This window comes from Formosa haliotis (assembly GCF_001685485.1).
GTDB lineage: Bacteria > Bacteroidota > Bacteroidia > Flavobacteriales > Flavobacteriaceae > Formosa > Formosa haliotis.
This window is the reverse complement of the sequence record NZ_BDEL01000001.1, coordinates 3,849,352-3,871,844: the sequence shown is the minus strand read 5'-3', so window position 1 is coordinate 3,871,844 and position 22,493 is coordinate 3,849,352. Positions and strand designations below refer to the sequence as shown.

12 protein-coding genes and 1 pseudogene are annotated in these 22,493 nt (G+C 31.5%); 2 read left to right on the top strand and 11 right to left on the bottom strand.

Annotation, left to right across the window (positions count from 1 at the left end; genetic code table 11):
- Positions 1-7: 7 nt before the first annotated feature.
- The 3 genes from A9D35_RS16335 to A9D35_RS16325 all read right to left on the bottom strand — a co-directional run bounded on the left by A9D35_RS16335 (position 8) and on the right by A9D35_RS16325 (position 5,361).
- Complete coding sequence (locus A9D35_RS16335; RefSeq protein ID WP_066224998.1) at positions 8-2,866, bottom strand: TonB-dependent receptor; 2,859 nt, start codon at positions 2,864-2,866, stop codon at positions 8-10.
- Between the two features lie 197 nt (positions 2,867-3,063).
- Entirely contained in the window at positions 3,064-4,137 is a 1,074-nt protein-coding gene (locus A9D35_RS16330) for a helix-turn-helix domain-containing protein (RefSeq protein WP_083191735.1), read from the bottom strand.
- Positions 4,138-4,446: 309 nt separating this feature from the next.
- Positions 4,447-5,361, bottom strand: a complete 915-nt coding sequence (locus tag A9D35_RS16325) for a phospholipase D family protein (protein ID WP_066224995.1) — start codon at positions 5,359-5,361, stop codon at positions 4,447-4,449.
- A 262-nt stretch (positions 5,362-5,623) separates the two neighbouring features.
- Between A9D35_RS16325 and A9D35_RS16320 the strand changes: the two genes are divergently transcribed.
- Together A9D35_RS16320 and A9D35_RS16315 are read left to right on the top strand one after the other, a co-directional pair.
- On the top strand, positions 5,624-6,448 hold the full coding sequence (locus tag A9D35_RS16320; RefSeq protein WP_066224993.1) for a hypothetical protein: 825 nt from the start codon (positions 5,624-5,626) through the stop codon (positions 6,446-6,448).
- Positions 6,449-6,597: 149 nt separating this feature from the next.
- Entirely contained in the window at positions 6,598-7,275 is a 678-nt protein-coding gene (locus tag A9D35_RS16315; RefSeq protein WP_066224990.1) for a hypothetical protein, read from the top strand.
- Between the two features lie 425 nt (positions 7,276-7,700).
- On the opposite strand, the gene A9D35_RS16310 is transcribed toward A9D35_RS16315, so the two are convergent.
- The 8 genes and pseudogenes from A9D35_RS16310 to A9D35_RS16275 form a co-directional block, all read right to left on the bottom strand.
- Positions 7,701-8,948, bottom strand: a complete 1,248-nt coding sequence (locus A9D35_RS16310) for an McrC family protein (protein ID WP_066224988.1) — start codon at positions 8,946-8,948, stop codon at positions 7,701-7,703.
- The gene (locus tag A9D35_RS16305) at positions 8,945-11,740 is read right to left on the bottom strand and encodes an EVE domain-containing protein (RefSeq protein WP_066224986.1); all 2,796 of its coding nucleotides are present in this window, start codon (positions 11,738-11,740) and stop codon (positions 8,945-8,947) included. The genes A9D35_RS16310 and A9D35_RS16305 overlap by 4 nt, the downstream gene beginning before the upstream one ends.
- 478 nt (positions 11,741-12,218) lie before the next feature.
- Entirely contained in the window at positions 12,219-13,676 is a 1,458-nt protein-coding gene (locus A9D35_RS16300) for a restriction endonuclease subunit S (protein WP_066224984.1), read from the bottom strand.
- Positions 13,677-15,080 carry a class I SAM-dependent DNA methyltransferase gene (locus tag A9D35_RS16295; RefSeq protein WP_066224982.1) on the bottom strand — a complete coding sequence of 468 codons (1,404 nt, stop codon included), beginning with the start codon at positions 15,078-15,080 and terminating at the stop codon, positions 13,677-13,679.
- Positions 15,081-16,373, bottom strand: a complete 1,293-nt coding sequence (locus A9D35_RS16290; protein WP_066224980.1) for a PDDEXK-like family protein — start codon at positions 16,371-16,373, stop codon at positions 15,081-15,083. It abuts the gene before it with no gap.
- 17 nt (positions 16,374-16,390) lie between these two features.
- A complete protein-coding gene (gene hsdR / locus A9D35_RS16285) occupies positions 16,391-19,636 on the bottom strand; it encodes a type I restriction-modification system endonuclease (RefSeq protein WP_066226206.1) in 3,246 nt (1,081 codons plus the stop codon).
- Positions 19,637-19,927: 291 nt separating this feature from the next.
- Positions 19,928-20,803: pseudogene (locus tag A9D35_RS16280) on the bottom strand (thioredoxin fold domain-containing protein); the annotation flags it as partial.
- A gap of 324 nt (positions 20,804-21,127) precedes the next feature.
- Positions 21,128-22,477 (bottom strand): outer membrane protein assembly factor BamD, encoded by a 1,350-nt coding sequence (locus A9D35_RS16275; RefSeq protein ID WP_141675560.1) that lies wholly within the window; start codon positions 22,475-22,477, stop codon positions 21,128-21,130.
- Positions 22,478-22,493: the final 16 nt, after the last annotated feature.

Genomic DNA, 22,493 nt, shown 5'->3' with positions numbered 1-22,493 from the left:
ATGGGTTTTAATTTAAGTTATAACTAAGTCCAATTTGACCACGAATTCCTGACCAATTATCCTGTTCTGGTCTATCTGAAGTTCCATGATAGAATCTATTTGGCGAATTAGTGATATTATTGATTTCTGCAAACAATCTTAAATTATCACTAATGGAATACGACGAAGAAAAATCGACCGTAAAGTTATTATCAAACCATCGGTAATGTTCTGGACCTGCAACACTTCTAATCTCCGTTACATATTTCCCTTTTAAGTTTCCCGCAACACGAGCCATAAACTTATTATTTTCGTAAAAAAGAATAACATTTCCTATGTTTTTTGCCTGTCCAGGTAAGGTTGTTTTATAACTACCTGTTTCTTCTCCGTTAGTAAATGTTGGAATCTCCACCTCCGAATTGATATAAGAGTAATTAAGTTCAACTCCAAAGTTTTTAAATACGGTATTTGAATTATCAAAACGTTTTATTATACTCAGCTCTATTCCATACAACCAAGCACTTTCTATAGTATCTGGTCTTGTACGAATATAATTAGTACCATTCAAGCTTACTAGACTCTGATCGTCGTAGATGTAATCTGATAAACCTTTATAATAAGCACCTGCAGAAAACAATCCTAAACCTTCAGGATAAAATTCAAACATCACATCAAAATTATTTGAAAACGTAGCTTTTAGATCAGGGTTTCCTTCAGTAATTGTTAAATCTATTTCACTTATTTGAGTTCCTGGATTTAATCGACTAAATGTAGGACGAGCATATGTACGGGTATAAGCTGTCCTTAACAAGGCATTGTCTGAAAACTTATATTTTAAATGCAGCATTGGTAAAAATGCATTGTAGTGTTGTGTAGTTGTAATAGACTCTACAGCACTTCCGCTTTCATCTGTAACCACTTTAGCTCCAGAAAGTTTAATATAATTCGATTCATTTCTAATTCCACCTATTATTTCAATCTTATCAGTCCATTTATAATCGGCCATAATATAACCCGAAGCTACTTCTTCTTTAGCAGTATATGATTGTGGCGCATTGATAGGGTCATCTTTATCTAATAATGTAATTAATCCATTTTGAGAAGCAAAATCTTCTGTAAACATTTGATCTATCTGATTGTTGGTAACTTGTGGTATATTTACATTACTATAAGTGTTTCCCATATCTTCTAAAAAGGTACCATCGAAAGGTTCACTTTGTAAATCTAAATCAGACATAAAGACCACGCCTGGCATATTAGGTATACCTATTAAAGCACCTTGCATTTTTAACGCAGTGTAACTATTATAATCTCTAGATTTACCTGCATATTTTCCTCCGAATTTAAGTTCTAATTTCTCATCTTTTGTATAGGTGAAATCGAAATTCCCTGTATAATCTGTTTCTTCTTTATCTAACCCAGACATAATAATTTGGTTTAAATAGGCTTTACTGGGATCTAAATCTGATTGAAAATTAGGAGTAACATGATCTAAAGATCCTCCAACTCCATTTGGGGAATCCATCGCTAAATATTTTAATCCATCTGAGGATAAGCCTCCATAAGTCATGGGCTGTATAAAATTAACTACCGGGTAACCACGATCAGCTTCTGGCACAGTATTAGGAGAATCTAACTTGAAGTTTGACGAAGCGGTTTGAAGGGCTGCCTCAAGCACTAATTGGTCACTCAATTTAAAATCGCCTCCAAATTTTAATGAATACAAGTTCGTTTTATAATCAGCATGTCGTGCTTGGTACTGTACATTGTTTTGATTAAAATTAAAATACGTTTCTCTAACCGTTTGCTGGTCTAGGTAATTAGAATATAAACCCTTAAAATACAGCTTACTACTAGGTGCTAAATCGTAATCCATAGCCAGATTAAAACCTGCAGTTTTACGTCGAGCCTGATAATCTCTTAATTGCAATCTATTTATTGCAAAAGATTGCGTGTTATCGGGATTAGAAAAATCGTAATCGACATCATATCTATCTGTTCCTGCCTGTCTATCCCAAATAACAGCTGAGCCAATAAAGCCAAATTTCTCACCTATTCTATCGCCATATACTAAGGAAGCATTATAAGAAGGATCTTTAGTATTGGTATTATAACCTCCTGCCGCTGTAACACTTAAAGTCTGTTTTAAAGGGGATGATTTTGTTATAAAGTTCATGGTACCGCCAATAGCATCACCATCAATATTTGGTGTTAGGGCTTTATTAAGTTGTACGTATTGAATTAACTCTGAAGGGAACACATCTAATTGCGTATATCTTTCATCGCTAGCTCCACCAGCACTTGGTAATCTGTTCCCATTTAATGTTATTGCCGTCCAATGTGTAGGAGCACCTCTTACAATAACACGACGACCTTCACCCATATCGCGTTCTATAGACACCCCTTGCATACGTTGCACAGCTTCTGCAGCATTACGATCTGGTAACTTTCCTATAGCATCTGCTGCTAAAACTTCAGAGATTGTAACACCTTTACGCTTCATATTTAATGCACGAACTTGAGATGGGTAATAATTTCCTTTTATAACAACCTCTGACAGGCTTTCGGCATCTTCTTCAATTAGTATTATTCCTAAATTAATACTATTGCTATTCGGGATGTCCAAAGGAATTTCTTTAGACTTATAACCAATATAAGACACTACCAAAACTTGGCTACCTTGTGCAGAATTAAGGATACTAAAAACTCCATCAAAATCGGTTGTTACTCCATTAGAGGTTCCTTTTAGATAAACGGTGGCACTAGGAAGAGGACCATTAGCATCGGTAACTGTACCCGTTATGTTCATTTTTTGACCAATGGCTAAGGCAGACATTAATGTGAAAAAAGTATTTAATACTGTTTTAAAAAACTTTTTGTTATTCATTTTCGTAATTGATTTATTTAATTTTTCAGCAAATAAATAACAATGAGGCATAAAAAAAGTTCGTACCAAGAAGAACGAACCTGAATTGGTTAACACCAAGCGGGCTAAACACTTAAAAACCTAAAAACCAAATAACTAACTAAGGTTAAACAATTATTAAGTTAACTTTAAGAGAAAGATATCATAGTAAACACCTGTTAATTTGGGTCTTTATGGCTTAGTTTTTTACGATACTCTGATGGTGTTATACCTTCAATTTGTTTAAAATATTTTATAAAGGTTGTTTTAGACTTATAACCAGAAAAGTGGGCAATAATATTTAGTTTCTCGTTTGGTTTTATTGCCATTTTGCGTTTGGCTTCTTTGATCCTATACTCATTAATAAAAAGGAAAAAATTTTTATTCAATACTGTATTTAATACCTCAGTAATATTATGTTTAGATATTTTAATATCATTAGCCATATCTATCAACGCAAAATTCGGGTCTAGGTACGGACTATCATTAACCATATACTCTTCCAATTTTAATAAAATTGCATTTAAGTCGTTATCTTTTAAAGAAGACTTTTCGTATTTAGGCTTTATTGTAAAATTTGATTTAATGTCAGTCGTATTAGAACTCTTAGGTTCTACTACATTTTGCTTTAATTTTGATAACTTGATTAAGAATATAATAAAGCCAATCATAGCAAATATGATGGAAGCTCTTATTAATTGTTGATCATTAATTATCTTACTAAACAACAATAAGGTTACTCCAATTATCCATAATATTACAGGCCATTTTAACCATATTAGTTTAGGATTCGAATGGTTTTTTTTATTTAAGATTATAAATAAAATGAAAGAATGATATGTTAAGTTTATTGTGAAGAATAACACATCATATACTTTTTTATAAGGATTAATCCAGCTGTCATCTTTATTTACAGCAATGTTTATCCCCACAACTACGAATGCTATTGTTAGTAATACTGTAGGAATTAAGTGCTTAATAATTTCATTTTTTAAGACAGGTATGGCACTAGACACACTTTTAACATATAAAAACAATAAGGGAGGTGTCGCTATAGTAATTGCTGGAGAGTATCTCGCATACAATACATTTTCTGTTAACATTAAAAAGGCAAATTTCATTATTAAAATGATTGCCATTATAAGTACTATACACAACAAGAATAACTCTTGTCTGTTCTTTTTAAAATCCTTTCTAAATAGATAGGCTATAGTAAAAGATTGAGATAATATTGCTATTAGTAGGTATGACATTTTTTATGTTATAAAACACGCAAAATTACTTTATAATTGAAGCTTATCTAATCTGATAAGCTTCTGCACTATGAATTAACCTAAAGTTATAGCCTTCGTAACCTTAATTTTACTTTATAATTTCTAAATTTTGTGGTTGCAAGCTTTTTTATAATAAATATTTCTTTTACTAATGCCCCCTCTAGTCTCCTTTCTAGAATACGGTTGTAAACTAAATGGGTTTGGATACATGAATTATGAAACTAAATAGAGCAATAGCCGAACACCTAATTACCTGCCGAATATTGATGTTTTGTTAAGGATATTTATTTACTCTAATACTGGTTTTGCCATACTTGTTTCTCCATTAGATTTTTTGCCTGTTTTATGGCAATATTTTTCGGGAAAATCATAATTTTTAAACTTAGCCCAAGATTTAAATGCTTTATAACTAAGTGGTCTATCTAAATCAAAGGGTATTTCTTCTCCAGTTCTTATACAATACCCTATTTCTTGGATATCTAATTCTTCCTCTTTATATATTACTTCTGTTTCACTCTGACTTTCAAAAATTGGTTGTTCTTTTTCCAATCTCTTTTCTGCTCTAGATTTTAATACAGGAATAATCTCTTTTTCATCCAAACTTATAACATCAATATCTTGATAAACTATACGCTCATACTCATTTTTAGTAGGGTCAAATGAATCTATTAAATCTAACAATACTTCTGATCTCAGATAATTTTTACTAAAACCTAATAAAGCCGTTTTAAAAACTGGACGTTTGATATACACACAATGTGCACTTTCTTCTAACAAGTCATAATGATGATCTAAATGGTCTTGATAAACTTTATCCGTTAATTTACCTTTACTAAATGCGACACCATACTCAACATTATTTTCTGCTGAATAATCATATAAGTTCATAGACGTGATAACACCATCAGAGTCATTAACATAGCTTTTAGCATGGAGTCTTGACTCATAAATAATAGATATATTGGGAAAGGATTTAAAATATTCTAAATCTTCACTTTTTAGACTGCGATAAAAGTTATCTTCATTTTTACCAAACAATATCTGAAGATAAATTGATGGATTGTTTTTAATTATATTAAATCGTTCTTTAAAATGGTCATCTAATTTTATATAAGGTGATGTAATTTGGATAAATTTTTTGGCATTTGTAATAATATCATCAATTGCATCATTTAAATCATCACCTGTTAAAAATGTACTCATAGTATTTAATTATATATTCTAATGATTAATTGTTTGCTAAAATTATAGTTTTTGCAATATAATACATTGTGATTTATAATTAGTAACAACATTTTGGATTAGTTTGAGACAGAACCTACAGGAAACAACTTACAACATACCTATTCAATTAACAGACAATTCATTCTCTTTTATTTTAGATAAAATACCTCAAAAGAGGTATTTTATCTAAAATGACTTTAATTTAATTTTAATACAGTTTAAAACATTAAATCAATACATTATGAATACTTCTTTTACTAAAATGAATATACTATTCTACTTTCTTCTTTTTCAATCAGTTTTACATTGTCAAAGTGTAATAGAAGGAAAACTCGTTTGGAAAATCCCCCAACAAATACCAAGTATTGATTTTCAAATAGTATCCATTGGTGAAGTCGGTGGTAATACAGGTCAAGAATCAGTAGTGTTAAGAGCAACTAATACTACTAATCACACCTTGCTTTACAATGCAACAATAAAGATCAATTCTTTTAGTGGCACTACTTATACTAGACAAGTAGAGAAGGCTATTAAACCAGGCGAAACATTAGGTAAAAATGCTTTTAATGATGGGTTTGATTTATCATTTGATGGCGAACAAAAAAAGACCTATCCTAAACCAGAAGGCGGAACCATGAAGTCCTATATTTCTACTGTCCAGTTTACATTAAATTCATTAGAAGATTTAACTCAAAAAGAGATTGATAAAAGCAACAGAATGAATCTAAAACAAGTATCTAATCAAAAACAAACTAATAGCATTTCTAATAACACTATTGCAATTGAAAGTGATGTTACAAATACCTCTGAAGTGTTAAGTAATTATAATACTGAAAGCCCCAATTATAGCGATATTACTGCAAAAAGTTTAATAGCCCATAGTTTGTCGGGAAGTAATAATACTGCGGCAACAGAAATGAGCCAAGGCATTGCAGAAATAAGTGTAGCAACAGTAAATTTACTAAACGACCATTTTGATGAAGTTGCGAGAAAAAAATCCGATGTGTTATTTGAGAAAATAAATAAATATTATATTAATTACTTACAAAAAAAGAAACGTATATAAATGATCCATTTACTTATGTAGCGAATTTTAATGACACGTACTGGAGTATCTCAGAGAATCAATATTTTAAATCAAAAATTATTGAAGACCATATACTAGAAATAGAATTTAAAGAAAAACCTGAATTTAAAGATATAAGTGTAGATAATTTGATATTTGCTAAGCTCCTTATTCCAAAATTAAATCTTGCAGGTGATTTTAATATTGATTTTGAAATGGGATATTTCATGGATGATAGACTTTATCAAAAATTCACTATACCACCTCCTAATTTAAGTCTTTTTCTTTCGGAAACAAATCGTATTTCTTTACAACCTTATGCTTTGTCTTATAGATATTGTTTTACCCCCATTTTTAATCAATTTTCCAAATCTACTGGAAACGGGCAAATGTACTTTGAACAAGCTTATAGCAAAATTGGGAAAACAACTAGAGAAGGGGTTAATAAATACTATCCGGATCAAGATAAATTAATAACAAATGAAGACTATAAAAACAAGCGATCTCTATTTAAGGTTGCAAAGGAACATTATGAAAAAACAGGTAATTACGTTACTAAAAACAAAAATGAATGGCTTATAGTGAATTACCATATTGAAAAGAAGGATAATAAAATTTCTATCAGTTGTTCTTTTTTAGATGACGAATTAAATTCAGCTCCTAACTTATTTAAAATTGAAAATGCTGAATTTAACTTTTTAGATTCTAATGGTATTTACCTAGGCCCTGCTTCAACTGCAACTTCATATGGCTTTTATAAACTGTCTATTGCTGGTGGAAACCAAGAAAAAGTTTATATTAAGAACTTTAGATTAGAGCAATTATAATCCTTTAGAAACTCTTGGACACTATCCCGAAAGGTGTGTTAGTTATAAATCGAGGGATTGGCTAAGTTAAAGCCGACCCCATTTTTCAAAATATAGCTAAAAACTGGTTAAAATAATGCCTAAGTTTCTAATATGCAATGACCATTTTTTATAGCCTATAAAAGGGCTAAAAAGGTAGATTTTAAAATAGTTTCTTCTGCAAGGAATTGCAGCTTGTATTTTTGGTATGATATAATTTAAATCATAGGTTAACATTTAATGTTTTTAGGATGGTGACGTATTTAGAAAATGTAGATTATTTAGTTTTCTTTTCAACCACTATAACTTATACGTTATGAACCATAATAAAATCCAATATCAAGATAATAATAAAAATTCTCCGTACTTTATGAATTATATGAATTTTTAATAGGTTTCGAATGAAATTATTCTGCTCTCAAAATATTCAAAACGATTTCACCAATATTATTATTTAAACCACCATTTTCGTCAACTACAGAAACAAACCCCATTTTACACTCGTGTTTTAGTTTATACAAGGGTTCATTTTCAATGAAACAATAATCGTCTGTATTAAATTTTTGATATTCATAATTAGACTCATTCCCTGGATATAATAACAAGGCTTTTTCAGCATTCCAAAAACGACAATAGGTATACATTTGCCGTAAATCGTTAACTGAAGCTGCATTATTATTTGGTCGTTTCCATTTCGTATCTATTATAAAAGTCTTGTCGTTATATTTTAAAGCGATATCAGGTCTTAGGCTGTTATTACCCCAAAAGGATTTAGATTCTTGTTCAGATACTTCAATATTGGTTCCGACACAATGTTTTTGTAATTGTTTAAAGATATATTCTTCCCAAAGGGCATTCATATCAAAAAGAAGAGAAAGCATTTTTTCTTTTCCACTTGAAATATCCGGTGAATAATTGAGAATTATTAACCTAGCTAATTCTAGACCATCAGTATAACCAATAGTTTTTCTTGTTAGTTTAATGCTATTTAGATTCTGAATCGTTATATTTTTAATTGAGACATTTGGAAAATTTAAAAGTGCTCTTTTACACAGATCAGACAATCTAGTTCCTTTCGTGAAATTATCCACAATACTTAATGCTTTAAGCAATACTTGGTGTATTAAATGATTGGCATCATAAACCTGATGTGTTGTAAAAAAACGTTCTTTATGAACTAAGTTTTTACTAATATGTCCTGCAAATTCCAACTTCCCTTTTAGCGCTTTTGTGTTTGCAGTTTCTTTTCTATATTGCTTAACAATTCCATTCCTAATTAAATAATCTATTTCTCTTAAATACAATTCGAAATAGATCTCCAATAGATTAAGATGCTGTCTCTTTACATGTGCTGCTCCTGTAGATTCTACTTTTATTTTACCACAAGCTTGTAGCATTTTCAGTAAAACACCTTTCCATTTAAAGTCCTCGTCATTCTTATCTGCTTTAGGATGAATTTCAATAGTTAGGCCGTCAATTTGAATAACACCTACATATTGATTAAATTTAATACCTTTTGCAATAGGTTCGAAATAATTACCATCATGGTATTCGTTAAGTTTTAACAAAGCGTCTAAATGCACTTGATTGAAACCTTGTTCACCAACATATAAACGTTGATGCTCAAAAACAGATATGATTTTGCTCTTTATCAATTATTTAAAATAACTTCTGTTATACCTAATAATTCTTTTAACGCATCAATAACGGTGTCTGCATGAACCTGCTTCAGAACAAAAGTTGATGTTTTAAAATCATTTGAGTTCTCATAATTGAAACTCGCAAAATTCACTTCGTCATTTTTTATAATATCTACAAATCCATTACCCAGAACCAAACCAATTTTTCCATAATCACCATAAAAATACTCTTGTAATAAGGGCATAATTTTATTATTAAATGCATTAGCTAAAGATTCTGAAGAATTAACATTACAAAAGTAAGAATGCCCAATGGTGTGATCTCTATCTAACAATAATTCAATACGTTTATTAATAATTTTTAAAACTTCTGAAAGCTTTATACCTTCAACCTCTTCATTTTCGATAATATCAAGATTTGGCATCATTTCTTTAAACTCGAAACGACGTCTTAATGCCGTATCTAAAGCTTCTACCGAACGGTCTGCTGTGTTCATTGTGCCATAAATATCTAAATTGGATGGCACACTAAATTCCTTTTTAGAATAAGGCAGTGTAATGCTCATTTCATTTTTAGATCCTTTTCGTTTATCTATTTCAATAAGGGTAATGAGCTCTCCAAAAATTGCTGACACATTACCTCTATTTATTTCATCTATAAAAATAGCATATCTATTATCGGGATCGTTTTTAGCTTTAATACACAAATTCTTAAACACTCCGTTTTCAATTCTGTATCCTAAATCTGTAGTTTCTTCTCCTTCTTCTGGTGAAATAGGCTTTATGCCTTCAATAAAGTCTTCGTAGGCGAAAGATTGATGAAAAGTTACAAAATCGTAATTTTTAATTACTTTTTGAGGACTTGTTTCAAAGTTGTTTAAGTCGTTTAAAATATCATGTATTTCAGGGCATTGCTCTTTTACCTCTTCAAGTAATAACTGCCATTTCTTGTCTTTATTCTTATCAAAAATCAAAGGGTTTTGGCGCTGTTTGTAAGCCACACTTTTAGAATCCATAATGGTATGCATTTGTAGTGTACCCCATAAGGTTGCTCTTACATTTTTAGACTCGGAAAGACTCGCTTTTTTGGCAACCCATCTATTTTCTAAGATATCATTTACTTTAGCTGTACCAATTTCTATAAGTGCCAAGGTAATAACCTGCCACCATGTTAAGCTTAAAACAACATCTTCAAAATACTTTTCTTTTGTTACAGCATGCTCTTTAAGCGTATATTTTTCAAATAATTGATCTTTTAAATAAAATGTTTTTCCTGTTCCTGGAGGGCCATAAAGTATTTTATTTGTAGGAGCCTGCATCATAATTTCGGTTTTATTATTGGTTTCTAAACCAAAAAGAAAATTTTGAAAATCTATATCGTTAGACTTAGTATAGCCCGATTTTGTGGTTTTATCTAAAACACCTTCTATAGCATCTGTTACCGATTTCTTATCCTCAACATCAAGAACAAGTTCTTCTAGATAACTATAATAAGTTTGAGGTTTTTTACCTGCGTATTCTTCGCTGTTTTTGGATAGCTTTGTTGTAGCAATTATACCAAAAGTTTCTTTGTTTTTGGAAGCATATATATTAGCACAATATTTTTGTCCTATAATAAGGTTTAAGCTATACCCCCTTACACTATAAACGACTCTAGGATCGTTTGGTTTTAAATTAAAAGATGTTATGATGAATCTTACAAAAGAAATAAACTCATTAAAGCTTACAGGATCTAATTTTGCCCTAGTTTCTTCAAAAGAATTGTCCTCATTTGTATCGTTCCACTCTAACAATGCATTAAACTCCTTTTCTGTTGCCGTAAAGTTGGTACCTTGATTTCCTGCATTAAAATTAGAAAATGTTGGTACATCTTTAATGTCTTGCCAAAGTATGGGGGTGTCTGCCAAATATTTCGTTATTTTAAGTTTAACACGATCTGTAGCCTTAGTATTTGAAACGTCTGTATAATATTGTTTTTCGAATGGTTCTTCTTCAAATACAGAAACATCAGATGTAATTTCTGCTAAAGCATAGCAACCAGCATCTTTGCCTGTTTGCCATAAAATAACTTGATCACCAATTTTAATTTTATCCTTATGCGCTCCTACCTTCCAACTTTTTAAATGAGCAGCTTTTAATGCATTGGTTATATTGTATATATCGGGATTTCCTTGAAAAATCCAGTAGTTAGCTTTTTTATGTATGTTACTATATTTCTTAAAACGCTTCTCTAATTTAGTTTGCATATTTGTAAATTCTTGAAGCGTAATACGGTGTGCTTTAAAATCTTGATTATTTAATTTTTCGGCTGTTATGGCTTTATTAACTTCAGGAATAATAACTTCTAAATCCTTTTCAATATCTAGCAACATGTCAGGTAAGGACGTATATTGATTTTGTCTTTGATTGGTTTTAAAAGTAAACATTTTGTTACTTTCTGGACTAACATAAGAAAAACCAAGAGTTGATATTGTAGATTTATGAAGTGCTTTTATAAAATTTAAAACTGATTGGTTTTGTGTACCATGTGGTGAATTTGTTTGGGTAAATTCAAAATTATAGCTATAAAGATTGTTTGACATACCAAAAATTAAATCAATACAATCGCTTGATGACCCAGGATATGCTACAGGAATAGACCAAAAGGTAGTCGCAAAATAATTAGATTTTTTTGTACCAATAAAATAATCTAGTTCTGTTCCTTTAGAACCTTTCATTCTTAAAGAAAAAGTGAAATTCGAGTCTTTTTCATGCTTTTGCATAAGCCATTCATAAACTTGTTTTTCGTAATCTGTATATGTAATCATAATTAAATTTTCTTTTTTCGAAACAAACTATTTTCTTAATTATTAATCAACTTCAATTTTCAATATGCTTAAATACTTCCTATAACAATATTACCTATAGATGAGATTATTCTAGCAATTACACCTAACAATGTAGGCCCAATCTATTGTCTTGTTTTTGCTGTAATGCTCGTGAATATATACTTATGGCTGATTCTATTGGCATTGGTATATCCTTATTTTTTAATGGGTTTCTTGAAATACGAGCTTTTTTTTCATGCAACAGGTAAAGAAAATCTGCTTTTGAAATTTCCGCTCTTGTATCTAAATGGTAATTCTTTAAATGATTATTCACTACGAATCTCAGCTGTATTTTGAGAATAAGTATTATTTAATATATCTGTGTTAATTATAAAACTCATTTATATTTTTTTAGGTCAACATTATTATTTGCCATTTCTGCAAAAACAGAAGTTGACGGTAGAAATTCTTTAATCATTTACTGTTTTACTTTGTTTGTTTTACCTTTTTTTACAACCTCAGCCCTTAACCTTTGTATCTCCTCTAACAACACCTCTGCACTACCATCTGTATCCAACTGCGCTACCAACTCGCCTTTAAAGGCTTTGGCTAAAATAGCTTGTGGTAAACTGTCTATTTTTGTTTTTAGGCTTTGGTATTGGGCGTCTATAGCATCAGCTTTGGCAAATAAATGGGCTACCCGGTTTACGATTTCGGTTTGTTCTTTAATTGGTGGATAAGGGAGATTAAATTGAGATAGTTTTTGAGCATTAATATTAGATTGACTTACTCCATCTGTTTTGACTTTCCAACACCATTCTTTTGCATAAGGTGAATTTAAAGCATAATTCAAATAACTTGATTTTAATAATTCACTAGTTTTAATTTTTATTAAATAACCAGCATAAATTGCTTTTTTATCTCCTAAATAAATCGAAGTTTTACCAACTAATTCTGGACTATTCGTCCTATTAAATAAAACATCTCCAGCAGTAAGCATATATTTTTCTATTTCTTTTTCATCAACTGAATACTTTAATTTATCCCAATCAATTTTACCAGCTTGTAAATTGCCCATTCTTATAACAGGAACTAATCCTTCATCTAAGGATTTAGAAGAACTACCATAGGTGAATTCTAAACAAAGTTTTTCTAATTTATAAAACTTCCATTCTTTAGGGACATTGTATTCCTCAATAGATTTTTCTTTAATTAAAGTTTTTATCTTCTTCTTCTTTATTTGACTTTTTTCTTTTTCTACTAAATCAGTTAAAAACTCTTTCACTACAAAATCAACATCCTCCAACGCCTTCCCAACACGCCATTCCTCAGTAAGTTTACCTGTTACGGCTTGGGTTAACACCGCTTGCCTAAAATTTTTAAGAATTTGTGGTATGTTGTTTAAACGGGTTTTAAGACTGTCTAGATGCCCAAATAATTCGTCTAACTTGGCAACAATGCGTTGTTGTTCTGGTAGTGGGGGGAGGGGGATTTTTATATCTAATACAACAGATTTCCTAATTGAAGGAACAGCATTTCCTGCACTATAAATACCTAAATCCAATGTATTTAGATAGTAATACAAAAACCTGCTTGTCTCTGATTTTACAGGAATAACTCCCATAACGTTATTATCACATAAAGAATCTTCACTAATGATAGCTCTTCTGTTTAATCTTAAAGCTTCACCGATTTTTGCAAATACAATTGTACCTGACTTAAATAGTTTCCCTTTAAGTTCTATTAATATATCATCATCTATATAATTATTTGCCACAGTTAAGTACTGTTCTCCTCTCAAAAAGGTTTGAGAGATATCACCAACCTTATAAAAAGGATAAATCCCATTTATATTTCCTTGAAAGTTTTTCGGAAAGCCTATTCCTGAATTAACATCTGCTATATCCGATATTTTACATTTTATCCAATTATTCATTTAGTTCAACGCTTTAATTATGGCATTCAACTCTTCTGTAATGCTTGTTAATTCGGCTAGGGCTTCTTTAGCAATGTCTATGGGTTCTCCAATGTCTTCGGCTTTGGTAATGCTATCGTCTGCTATTAAACCTAAATCTAGAGAATCGTTCTTTTTTGCAATGGTTTCTCTACTAATACATTTAAAGCGTTCGTCTTTAATACTGGTTCGATCTTTGGCGGTGTAGGCTTTCTCAAAATCCTCAAAATAGCTTTCGGTAAATGGGGTACGTTTTCCAAAGTTGGGCATGTTGGTACGCATATCGTAAAACCACACGTTTTTAGTATTCCCTTTATCTGTAGTACCACGCTCAAAGAATAATACATTGGTTTTTACACCTGCAGCATAAAAAATACCAGTTGGTAAACGCAGTACGGTATGTAAATTACATTTTTCCATGAGGTCTCTACGTACGTTTTGGCCGTCGCCATCTTCAAACAACACATTATCTGGTAATACCACTGCTGCACGAGCTCCGCCACGTATATGTAAACTACGGTAAATAGCTTGCAAGAAATTTAATTGCTTGTTACTTGTTGGGTAAACCAAATCGGTTCTTGTAGGTCGGTCGCCTCCTTTTTTGGTTCCAAACGGTGGGTTTGCTAGAACAAGGTCTATATTTTTTACACTTTCTCCATAACTGCTTAAAGAATCTCCTAAAGCGATATTACCGCCCATACCATGTAAAAAAGCATTCATCATGGCTAAACGGTGGGTGTCGCCTACCAACTCGCAACCAGAGTATTGCTCATTTAGCAAGAAGTTGTTTTGAGCTTCTGTAAGCGAATAGATATCGTTATGTTGTAAAATATAATGGTGTGCGGCAATCATAAACCCATAGGTACCACAAGCAGGATCGTTTAAACGTTCGCCTACTTTAGGATCCATTAAGCGCACCATCACATTAATTAATGGTCGTGGGGTAAAGTATTGGCCTGCTCCAGATTTTTTTTCACTGGCATTTTTTTCTAGCAAGCCTTCATACATGTCGCCTAATCCTTCGTCTTTGGCTTCAAACCAATCCAGCTCGTCTATATGTTTTATAATTTTACGAAGATTGGCAGGCTCGCTAATACTAGTTTGTGCGTTGTTGTATATTTTCTGAATGTTTCCAGTACTTTCCGTTCCTAAAGTCAGTAATAATTGACGATAGAATGTAGACAATTCTACACCTTCTTTTTGTTTTAAGTCTTCCCAACGGTAACCTTCTGGAAGTTTATCGTTATAGTCGGTTTCTTCTGCCATTTTTAAAAACAGAATAAAGGTAAGCTCGTTTAAATATTGGTGATATGTGATACCATCGTCGCGTAATACGTTACAAAGGTTCCAAAGTTTATTTACTATTTCTTGAGTGGATAATGCCATTTATATGTTTTGTATTTCTTTTTTATTTATTAATTCTAATTGATCTATTGCTTTTAATTGTTCTTGAAAAGCATCAATCTCGTTTTTAATAGAATTTGCAATTATAGTTGTTTTTTTGTCTAATTTTTCTGGGTTTGCTAGTTCAAAAATAGCATCTGAATTGAAAGCTCTAAAATTTAGTTTTTCATCGGTAAATCTCCGACCTAGCCATCTTTCAGAATTTTCGTATTGCCACTCTAATCCATCGAGTATCTTGGTATACATACTACATTCTTCAGTAGTTTGATTTATCAGGCCTTCGTTTTTAATAAGCTGAAAGCCGTAATAAATATGAAGATGTAATTCAACTTTAAACTGAATTTTTAAATGCTCCTTCTTATATACATCCATTATTAATCCGTATTCCACATCTCTGTTTCTATTCTTAATATAATAATTTTGAATATTCTCTTTTGTAACGCTAAGCGCATCATTAATAACAAACGAATTTGCTTCTAACTTTTCTTTTAGATGTTCCCAAAATTTACTTTGTATTTTAATTTTGGAATCTGTAAGACTTTGCTCTATTAAAACAGCATGTTTTAAATGGTCTTCAGTTGACGTGATAAATTCGGTGATTTCTGTATTCATTTTATTATTTCCAGATTGTCCAGTTAATGTATTTATTAGATTTAAGTAATGCGTAATACCTTCTCTTAATAATGGTAATTCTACCGATTCCTTCCTACAAAGTATTAACCAATCTTTTATATCATACTTATATGATAGTAGTTTAAAATCTGTTTTAGGATTTAATTTTGTTTTTCCGTGTACTTTATTAGGGTTTACTTTAGTATTTATATAACTATCTTCAGAAGGCTCAGTTCCCAAAAGTGTTAAATAAAAAATATTATTTTGAGAATGGTTATAATACCTTATTAATTGATTATTCTGATCTGGAGCATAAATTTTATTTTCAATAGTTATAGAAGCGCCCTTATTATCGGAAATAAAAATATCTATTAGCCCACCTGTTATTTCTGTTACAGGTCCAATATACTTTTCTACCGTTACCTTTGCCGATTTGGTATCTAATTGAATTTTAAATTGATCTACAAAATGTTTTAAAAACAAATCGCCTTGCCCATGTGTGCCTTTAGGATTTAATAATTCAGCTAGGAATCTTGAGTGCAACCTCACTTCATCTGTAGTTACATTTATAACCTCGAATACATTAAAGGCATCTCCTGAAATCTTGTTTAATTGCGCGTATTTTTTTGAAATTTGGGCAATATGTTTTAATAAGCTTTTCATGTTATTGGTTTTGCTACTTATGCATATAAATAGTCGTTTAACTCGTTGATTATTTGAGCTGTTTCGTTTTTAAAGACTTTCTCTAAGCGCTTTAATCCTCCATCGACGCTAAAAGGTGGCTTATTTAAATCTTCTAAGGTTATTATAGATTCTTTTTGTAATTGGGCTTCTATTTTATCTAACCACTTTAACTGAATTTGATTCCAAGAATGGGAAGCCTTAAGTTTTGCTACGGCATTACTTATACGTTCGTGGTGACTTACCAAATCTTCTCCCAAAGCAGAAGTACGTATATGTGCAATTAAGTCTGCTATTATTTCAGTGTTTGTAACCTCTTTATATGCTGTATTTAAATTGTTTTTATTAAAACCTTGAGTATCTAGAATTAAGCGTAACTCTTTTAATTCAGTTCTTGTTAAACTACTTGGTTTCGTACAAACTACATTTAAAGCCGAAATCTCGTTTCTGTTGTTGTTTATAAACTCGGTGAATGATTCTAGATAATCTTTAGGTTTTAGATTTTTTTCGTAAGCTCTAGAGACTTCTTCTAACTTATCTTCATGGTCACTGTAAAGGGTACCGTAATTAAATGCCTTTCCTTTTTCTCGATCTAAAAACTCCCATAAATGCCCATAATCTTCAACAGACTTATTAAGGGCTTCAGGATCTACAGCTTTTAACTTTTTAGCGAAATCTCTTGCGGTAGGTTCTCCAGATAAAATTTCGAATTGCTCTTTCTGCTCCTTATTAAAACTAGAAAATTTACGTTGGATTTTAGCAATGATTCGATCTAGTTTGGCGTCCTTTGAATAGTTATCTTCAATAATCGCTAGCTCCTCTACTAGGTCGGCAAAAGATTTCGTGACTAAAGGCGCTACAGGTTTCATGACCTGCTCTTTAGACATGATTTCGGTAACACCTACACAATCGTATATTTTAAAAACTTCTTTACCAATTTCATCGCATCGCCGTGTTGCACGCCCAATCATTTGGTCGTATAAAATACGTGAATTTACACGCCTTAAGAACACCAAATTAGAGATGCTTGGCACATCAATACCTGTGGTAAGTAAATCGACCGTTACAACGATACTAGGATATTGATCGTTTTTGAATTTTCGCAACAAATCGGCTCTATTGTATACATCGCCGGTTATTTTTACAATGGCATCAGCATCTACATCTTCACCTAATTCGGCGTACTCCTCATATAATAATTTAACTATAGTATCTGCATGTGCATTAGTAGCAGCAAATATTAAAGTTTTATCTCTGTTTTCAGGAAGAACACCATAGGTTGAAATCAACTCGTTTAGTATTACACGGTTAAAATTCTCGGTAATTACTTTTCTATTAAAGCCTGTTATCTCAACCTTTATTTCATCTGGAGTAACTCCTATATCTTTTATTTCATTGTCTTCAGGATCATAAATCTTAACTTCATCTCCCTTTTCCCAAACAATACCATCTTTAGATAAAGAGGTTTGGAATACAAAAGGAGGTTCAAAATCTATTAAATATCCTTCTATAACTGCTTGTCGGTAAGAATACGTATATACAGGGTCTCCAAAAATCTCCTTAGTATGAAGTGCTGGTGTAGCAGTTAAACCTATACGGTAAGCATCAAAATAATCTAATACCATGCGATATTTACTTTGAAAGTCTAACTGATCTCGAAGCACGACTTCCTCTTCGTCCATTTCCTTATCCAAGGTGTACCCTCTATGCGCTTCATCGACCACAATACAATCATAATCACCAATGCTAGGCGGATCGTCGGAATACGCAATACGCTGAACCATACCTTGCACAGTTGCAAAATGAATTTTGGTATCTAGCTCGGCTGCCTTATCTTCCAAATCCTGTAACCCATATATTTGAGCAAATGTTTGTAAACCCTCTATATGAACTTCTTTAAACGCGTCTGCTGCCTGTTCGCCAAGCATGCGTCTGTCTACAAGAAATAATATTCGTCTGAATCTTCCCGAAGCAATGAGTCGGTAGCACATACCAATCATAGTTCGTGTTTTTCCTGTACCTGTTGCCATAGCAAGTAAGGCACGTCTATCTTGATTATCGGTTAATATTTTATGTTCTACAGCTTTAATAGCTTCTATTTGATATGCTCTTAGATTTAAACCACTAGGATCTGATAATAAATCGAATCCTGTTTTCTTAAGTTTGTCAACACCATCACGCTCATCATAATCCAATTTTTCTATTAAATCTCTGGGCGAAAACCAATTTGCTAATGGCCTTGCCATGTTTTTTTGTTGTCTGCCATCCCAAAACCAAATTCCTGAAGCTGTTTTAAATTGTTCTAGAAATGGTCTTCCATTTGAGGCAAACATAAAAGGAACCTTGTAAACATCGCTATTTGGATGATTAGGAAATGTTATATCGTGATTTGCAGTTATAATTTGGCTATAGGTTTTTGCTTGGCCTAAATCGCTCATTACATTTTTAATGTGCTTTTTTGCTTCTATAATTCCTATTAAATCCAAGCCATTAAATAAAGCGTAATCTGCCCATTTAGAACCACACTTCCATTCAGCAATAGCTATCTGTTTGCCTTTTTGAGGAAGTGTTTTACATGTTTTATAGTTTAATGTTTTGGTATCGCACTCCCAACCCGCATCACGTAATTGTTTATCTATACGGTCTCTAGTTTCTGCTTCTGTTTGTTCAGTTTTTATAACCTTAGCAAAAGCTCGTTCTTTACGTTCTTGTTTTGCTTCCTCAGAAATTTGAGTATACTCTTTAATTTTTTGTTTATAACCAACGACTTCTTGTTTAAGGCGCTCTAATTCTTCTTCAAGCTCTTCAGCTCTTGAATCATTTGTAACAAACCATGATTCTTGAGGTATTACATAGTCTGAATGTACATCTTCATTTTCATACACCTCAATAAACCATTTGGTTAAATAGAATGTCTGCCTTAGCATATATCGTGCTTCTGCTTCTGTTCCTTCACCTGAATGTGAAGCTTTATTACCAGATTTTCTTATGGTATGGAAAATAGAAATGATTTCGGAAGGCGTATCTGAGTTATTCGCTAAAACAGTCAGTCTACTCATTTGTTTTTTATCGTAAGGCTCGTCAAGCAGTTCGAAATCAATTAAAATGCTAGCTAGCTTTTCTGAAAGAATTCTAAGTTTTGATAAAGTAGTACTAGGATCTGAATAACAATTACGTTCGGCTAGCAAGGCTAACTGAAATAAGTTAAAATAATTATCTTTTAAAAAACTAAAATTTGTATTCATTTCACAACCCATTGTTAGTAATATCGAGAGTTCATTCCGCTATCATTCACATTTCAATTTCTCGACTATTTTTTTGTATTAATCATCTCAATATTGACCATAGTCAGATATTTATCCATAAATCTTTAAAAATACTAAATAGCATTGTAATATAATTACGGATTTCCATAATTATATAAATCTATGATTATATAGTGATAGAATAATAGATTTATATAATGTGATTTTCTGTAAAACTAAAGGATTGTTTGCATGTTTTTGTTCTTGGACACTAAGTAAGGGTTTATATAATTAAAACTTTAACACCCCTTCCTCTAACCAAGCTTTATATTCTGGCACATCTGGCAGATAGCCTACAGGCTCTACCAACTTGTCTTCGTTATGATCGATAATCACGTAAAATGGTTGTGAGTTCGACTTGTATTTTATGGTTTGTAATTCACTCCATTTTTGTCCGATATACTTTAACTGCTTGCCTGGTTTTAATTGCGACTCTGTAACTTCTTCGGGTTCTAATTCGCGCTTATCATCTACATACAATGAAATTAATACCACATCGTTTTTAAGAATATTTAAAACACCTAGATCTGGCCATACATTTTGTTCCATTTTTCGGTAGTTTACACAGGCCCAACCTGTAAAATCTAACATCACCGGTTTTCCTACTTTTTTAGCATAGGCTAATCCTGTATCGTAATCGTTAAAGGCCATAATATCGTGTGGTGCTAATAAATGGGCGCCTTCTGGTAAATCGCCATGAGCCGCTGCACTACCGCCCGATCCTAACTTAGAGAATCCAACACCATAAGGAGATTCGCTATATTCTAATGGCGGCGGAAAGGCACTAATTAAATTTAAAGGCGCTCCCCAAAGCCCTGGAATCATATAAATGGTAAAACTTAATACGATCAAGCCTAAACTTAATCGCCCTACCGAAATATGTGTTAATGGCGAATCGTGTGGCAATTGAATTTTTCCGAATAAATAAAAGGCTAAGGCTCCAAAAATGGCAATCCAAATCGCGATAAAGACCTCGCTCTCTAATATGTGAAGTTGTAATACTAAATCGGCCTGACTTAAAAATTTAAACGCTAAAGCCAACTCTAAAAATCCTAAAACAACTTTTACGGTGTTTAACCAACCTCCAGATTTTGGTAATGAATTTAGTCTTCTTACAAGATAAATTGAATTTATTAGTAATAAAAATATCTTTTACTTTAACCATTAGTTATTTTAGAATGTTATCCTATCAATTTTCAAGTTAATCACATTTGACATGGATAATTCAAGAAAACAAACCAAAATTAAAATGTATAATTTATTTTAGTAATTTAAGCTTATAGTTATTCTATTTTAAAATTATCCCATGTGCTGCAATGAAGTTGCGGTGGTGTTCCACTCTTATTTAAACCAATAAAAAAATCTCAGATTAACTTCTAACCTGAGATTTTTTATTTGATACTTTAATGAGTTGCCGCTGGCATCAATAATTTACCAATTTCTAGTTTGTATACCTATACCGCCTTGAAAATAAATATCACTATCAATATACAATACCCCTGTTTTTATTACAATTATTTTTTTAATTTTTACTTGTAAACCTATTTCTGGATAAAAATTATATGCACTTTTACCTTCTACTTCTATACCTGCAAAATCTTCATTATCTTTTTGAAAATATTCAATGTATTTAACCCCTCCACCTGCATAAATCCAAATAGGATATGTAATTTTATAACTTAGTCCAAAACTAGAAGAAATTGAAGCTTCTTCATATTCATTTGATAATTCTGGAATAGTATGATCTATTGAAAATTGGAGTTTTGTCACTGATTTGTTTACATTTAAATTAAAATATGCACCAATCTTATTTAAATGAACTTTACCAAATTGAAACCCAAATAAATTATCAGAAGAATATGTTAGCATAAAATAATTTGCTGATGTTCTATCATTCAACTTATTTTCCTTATCTATTTTGTCTTGTAACTCTTCAATTCTTTGATTTACAACATATATATTTTTCCCTTCTGGAAATAATTCCCTATATGATTCATAGGTCTTCAATGCCGCATTAACATTATCAGTTTTAAACTCTTCATTCGCAGTTATTAATAATTTATTTTCAAATGCAGCTTCAATCTCCTCCCTATAATTTCCGTCTGGATAATTAGTTAAATAAAGTTTATAATAATACACGGTATCTTCTTTTAAAGCCTTTTCATGTAATTCAAAATCTCTAGCCTTGTCAAGTCTTGTCTTTATTTCGCTAAAGTAATCACTATTAGGGTAGTTTTGATTAAAAGTAACATAGGCTTCAACCGTATTGATTTCTAGAGCATTATTATAATCGGTTATTTCTTTTTGCTCCAAAACAGCTTCTATTTCCTTGGCTCTTTCTCCTGAAGGATAAGCTTCCAAGTAATTCCTTATGTAAGTCAATTCATTAGCAGAAACAGCCAAATTATACATTTCTTTTTCTCGCTCCTTTTCTTTAGCCACTAACTCTTTGTGCTCCACTGAAATTAAGCTAACCTCATTAATTCGTTCATCTCCTGAATTTGCTGAATTAATAAACTCCATGGATAATTCATCGATATTAGGATTCAATTTATCAATATTATAATTACATAGCAATTCTAAATAAATTATATCAGGATTGGTTCCCTTTATTTCTTGCTTTGCATTTTCCAAATATTCCATAGATCCTTTAAAATCCTTTTTCTCATAAGCTTCTCTTGCATTAATATAATATGCCTTTGCGATATTTGTATTTTGAGCCAAACAGGTATAGCTGAATAAATAAAAAATAAAGCAAGTAAAAATGGTTGTTTTTTTCATAAAGTACGATTTATTT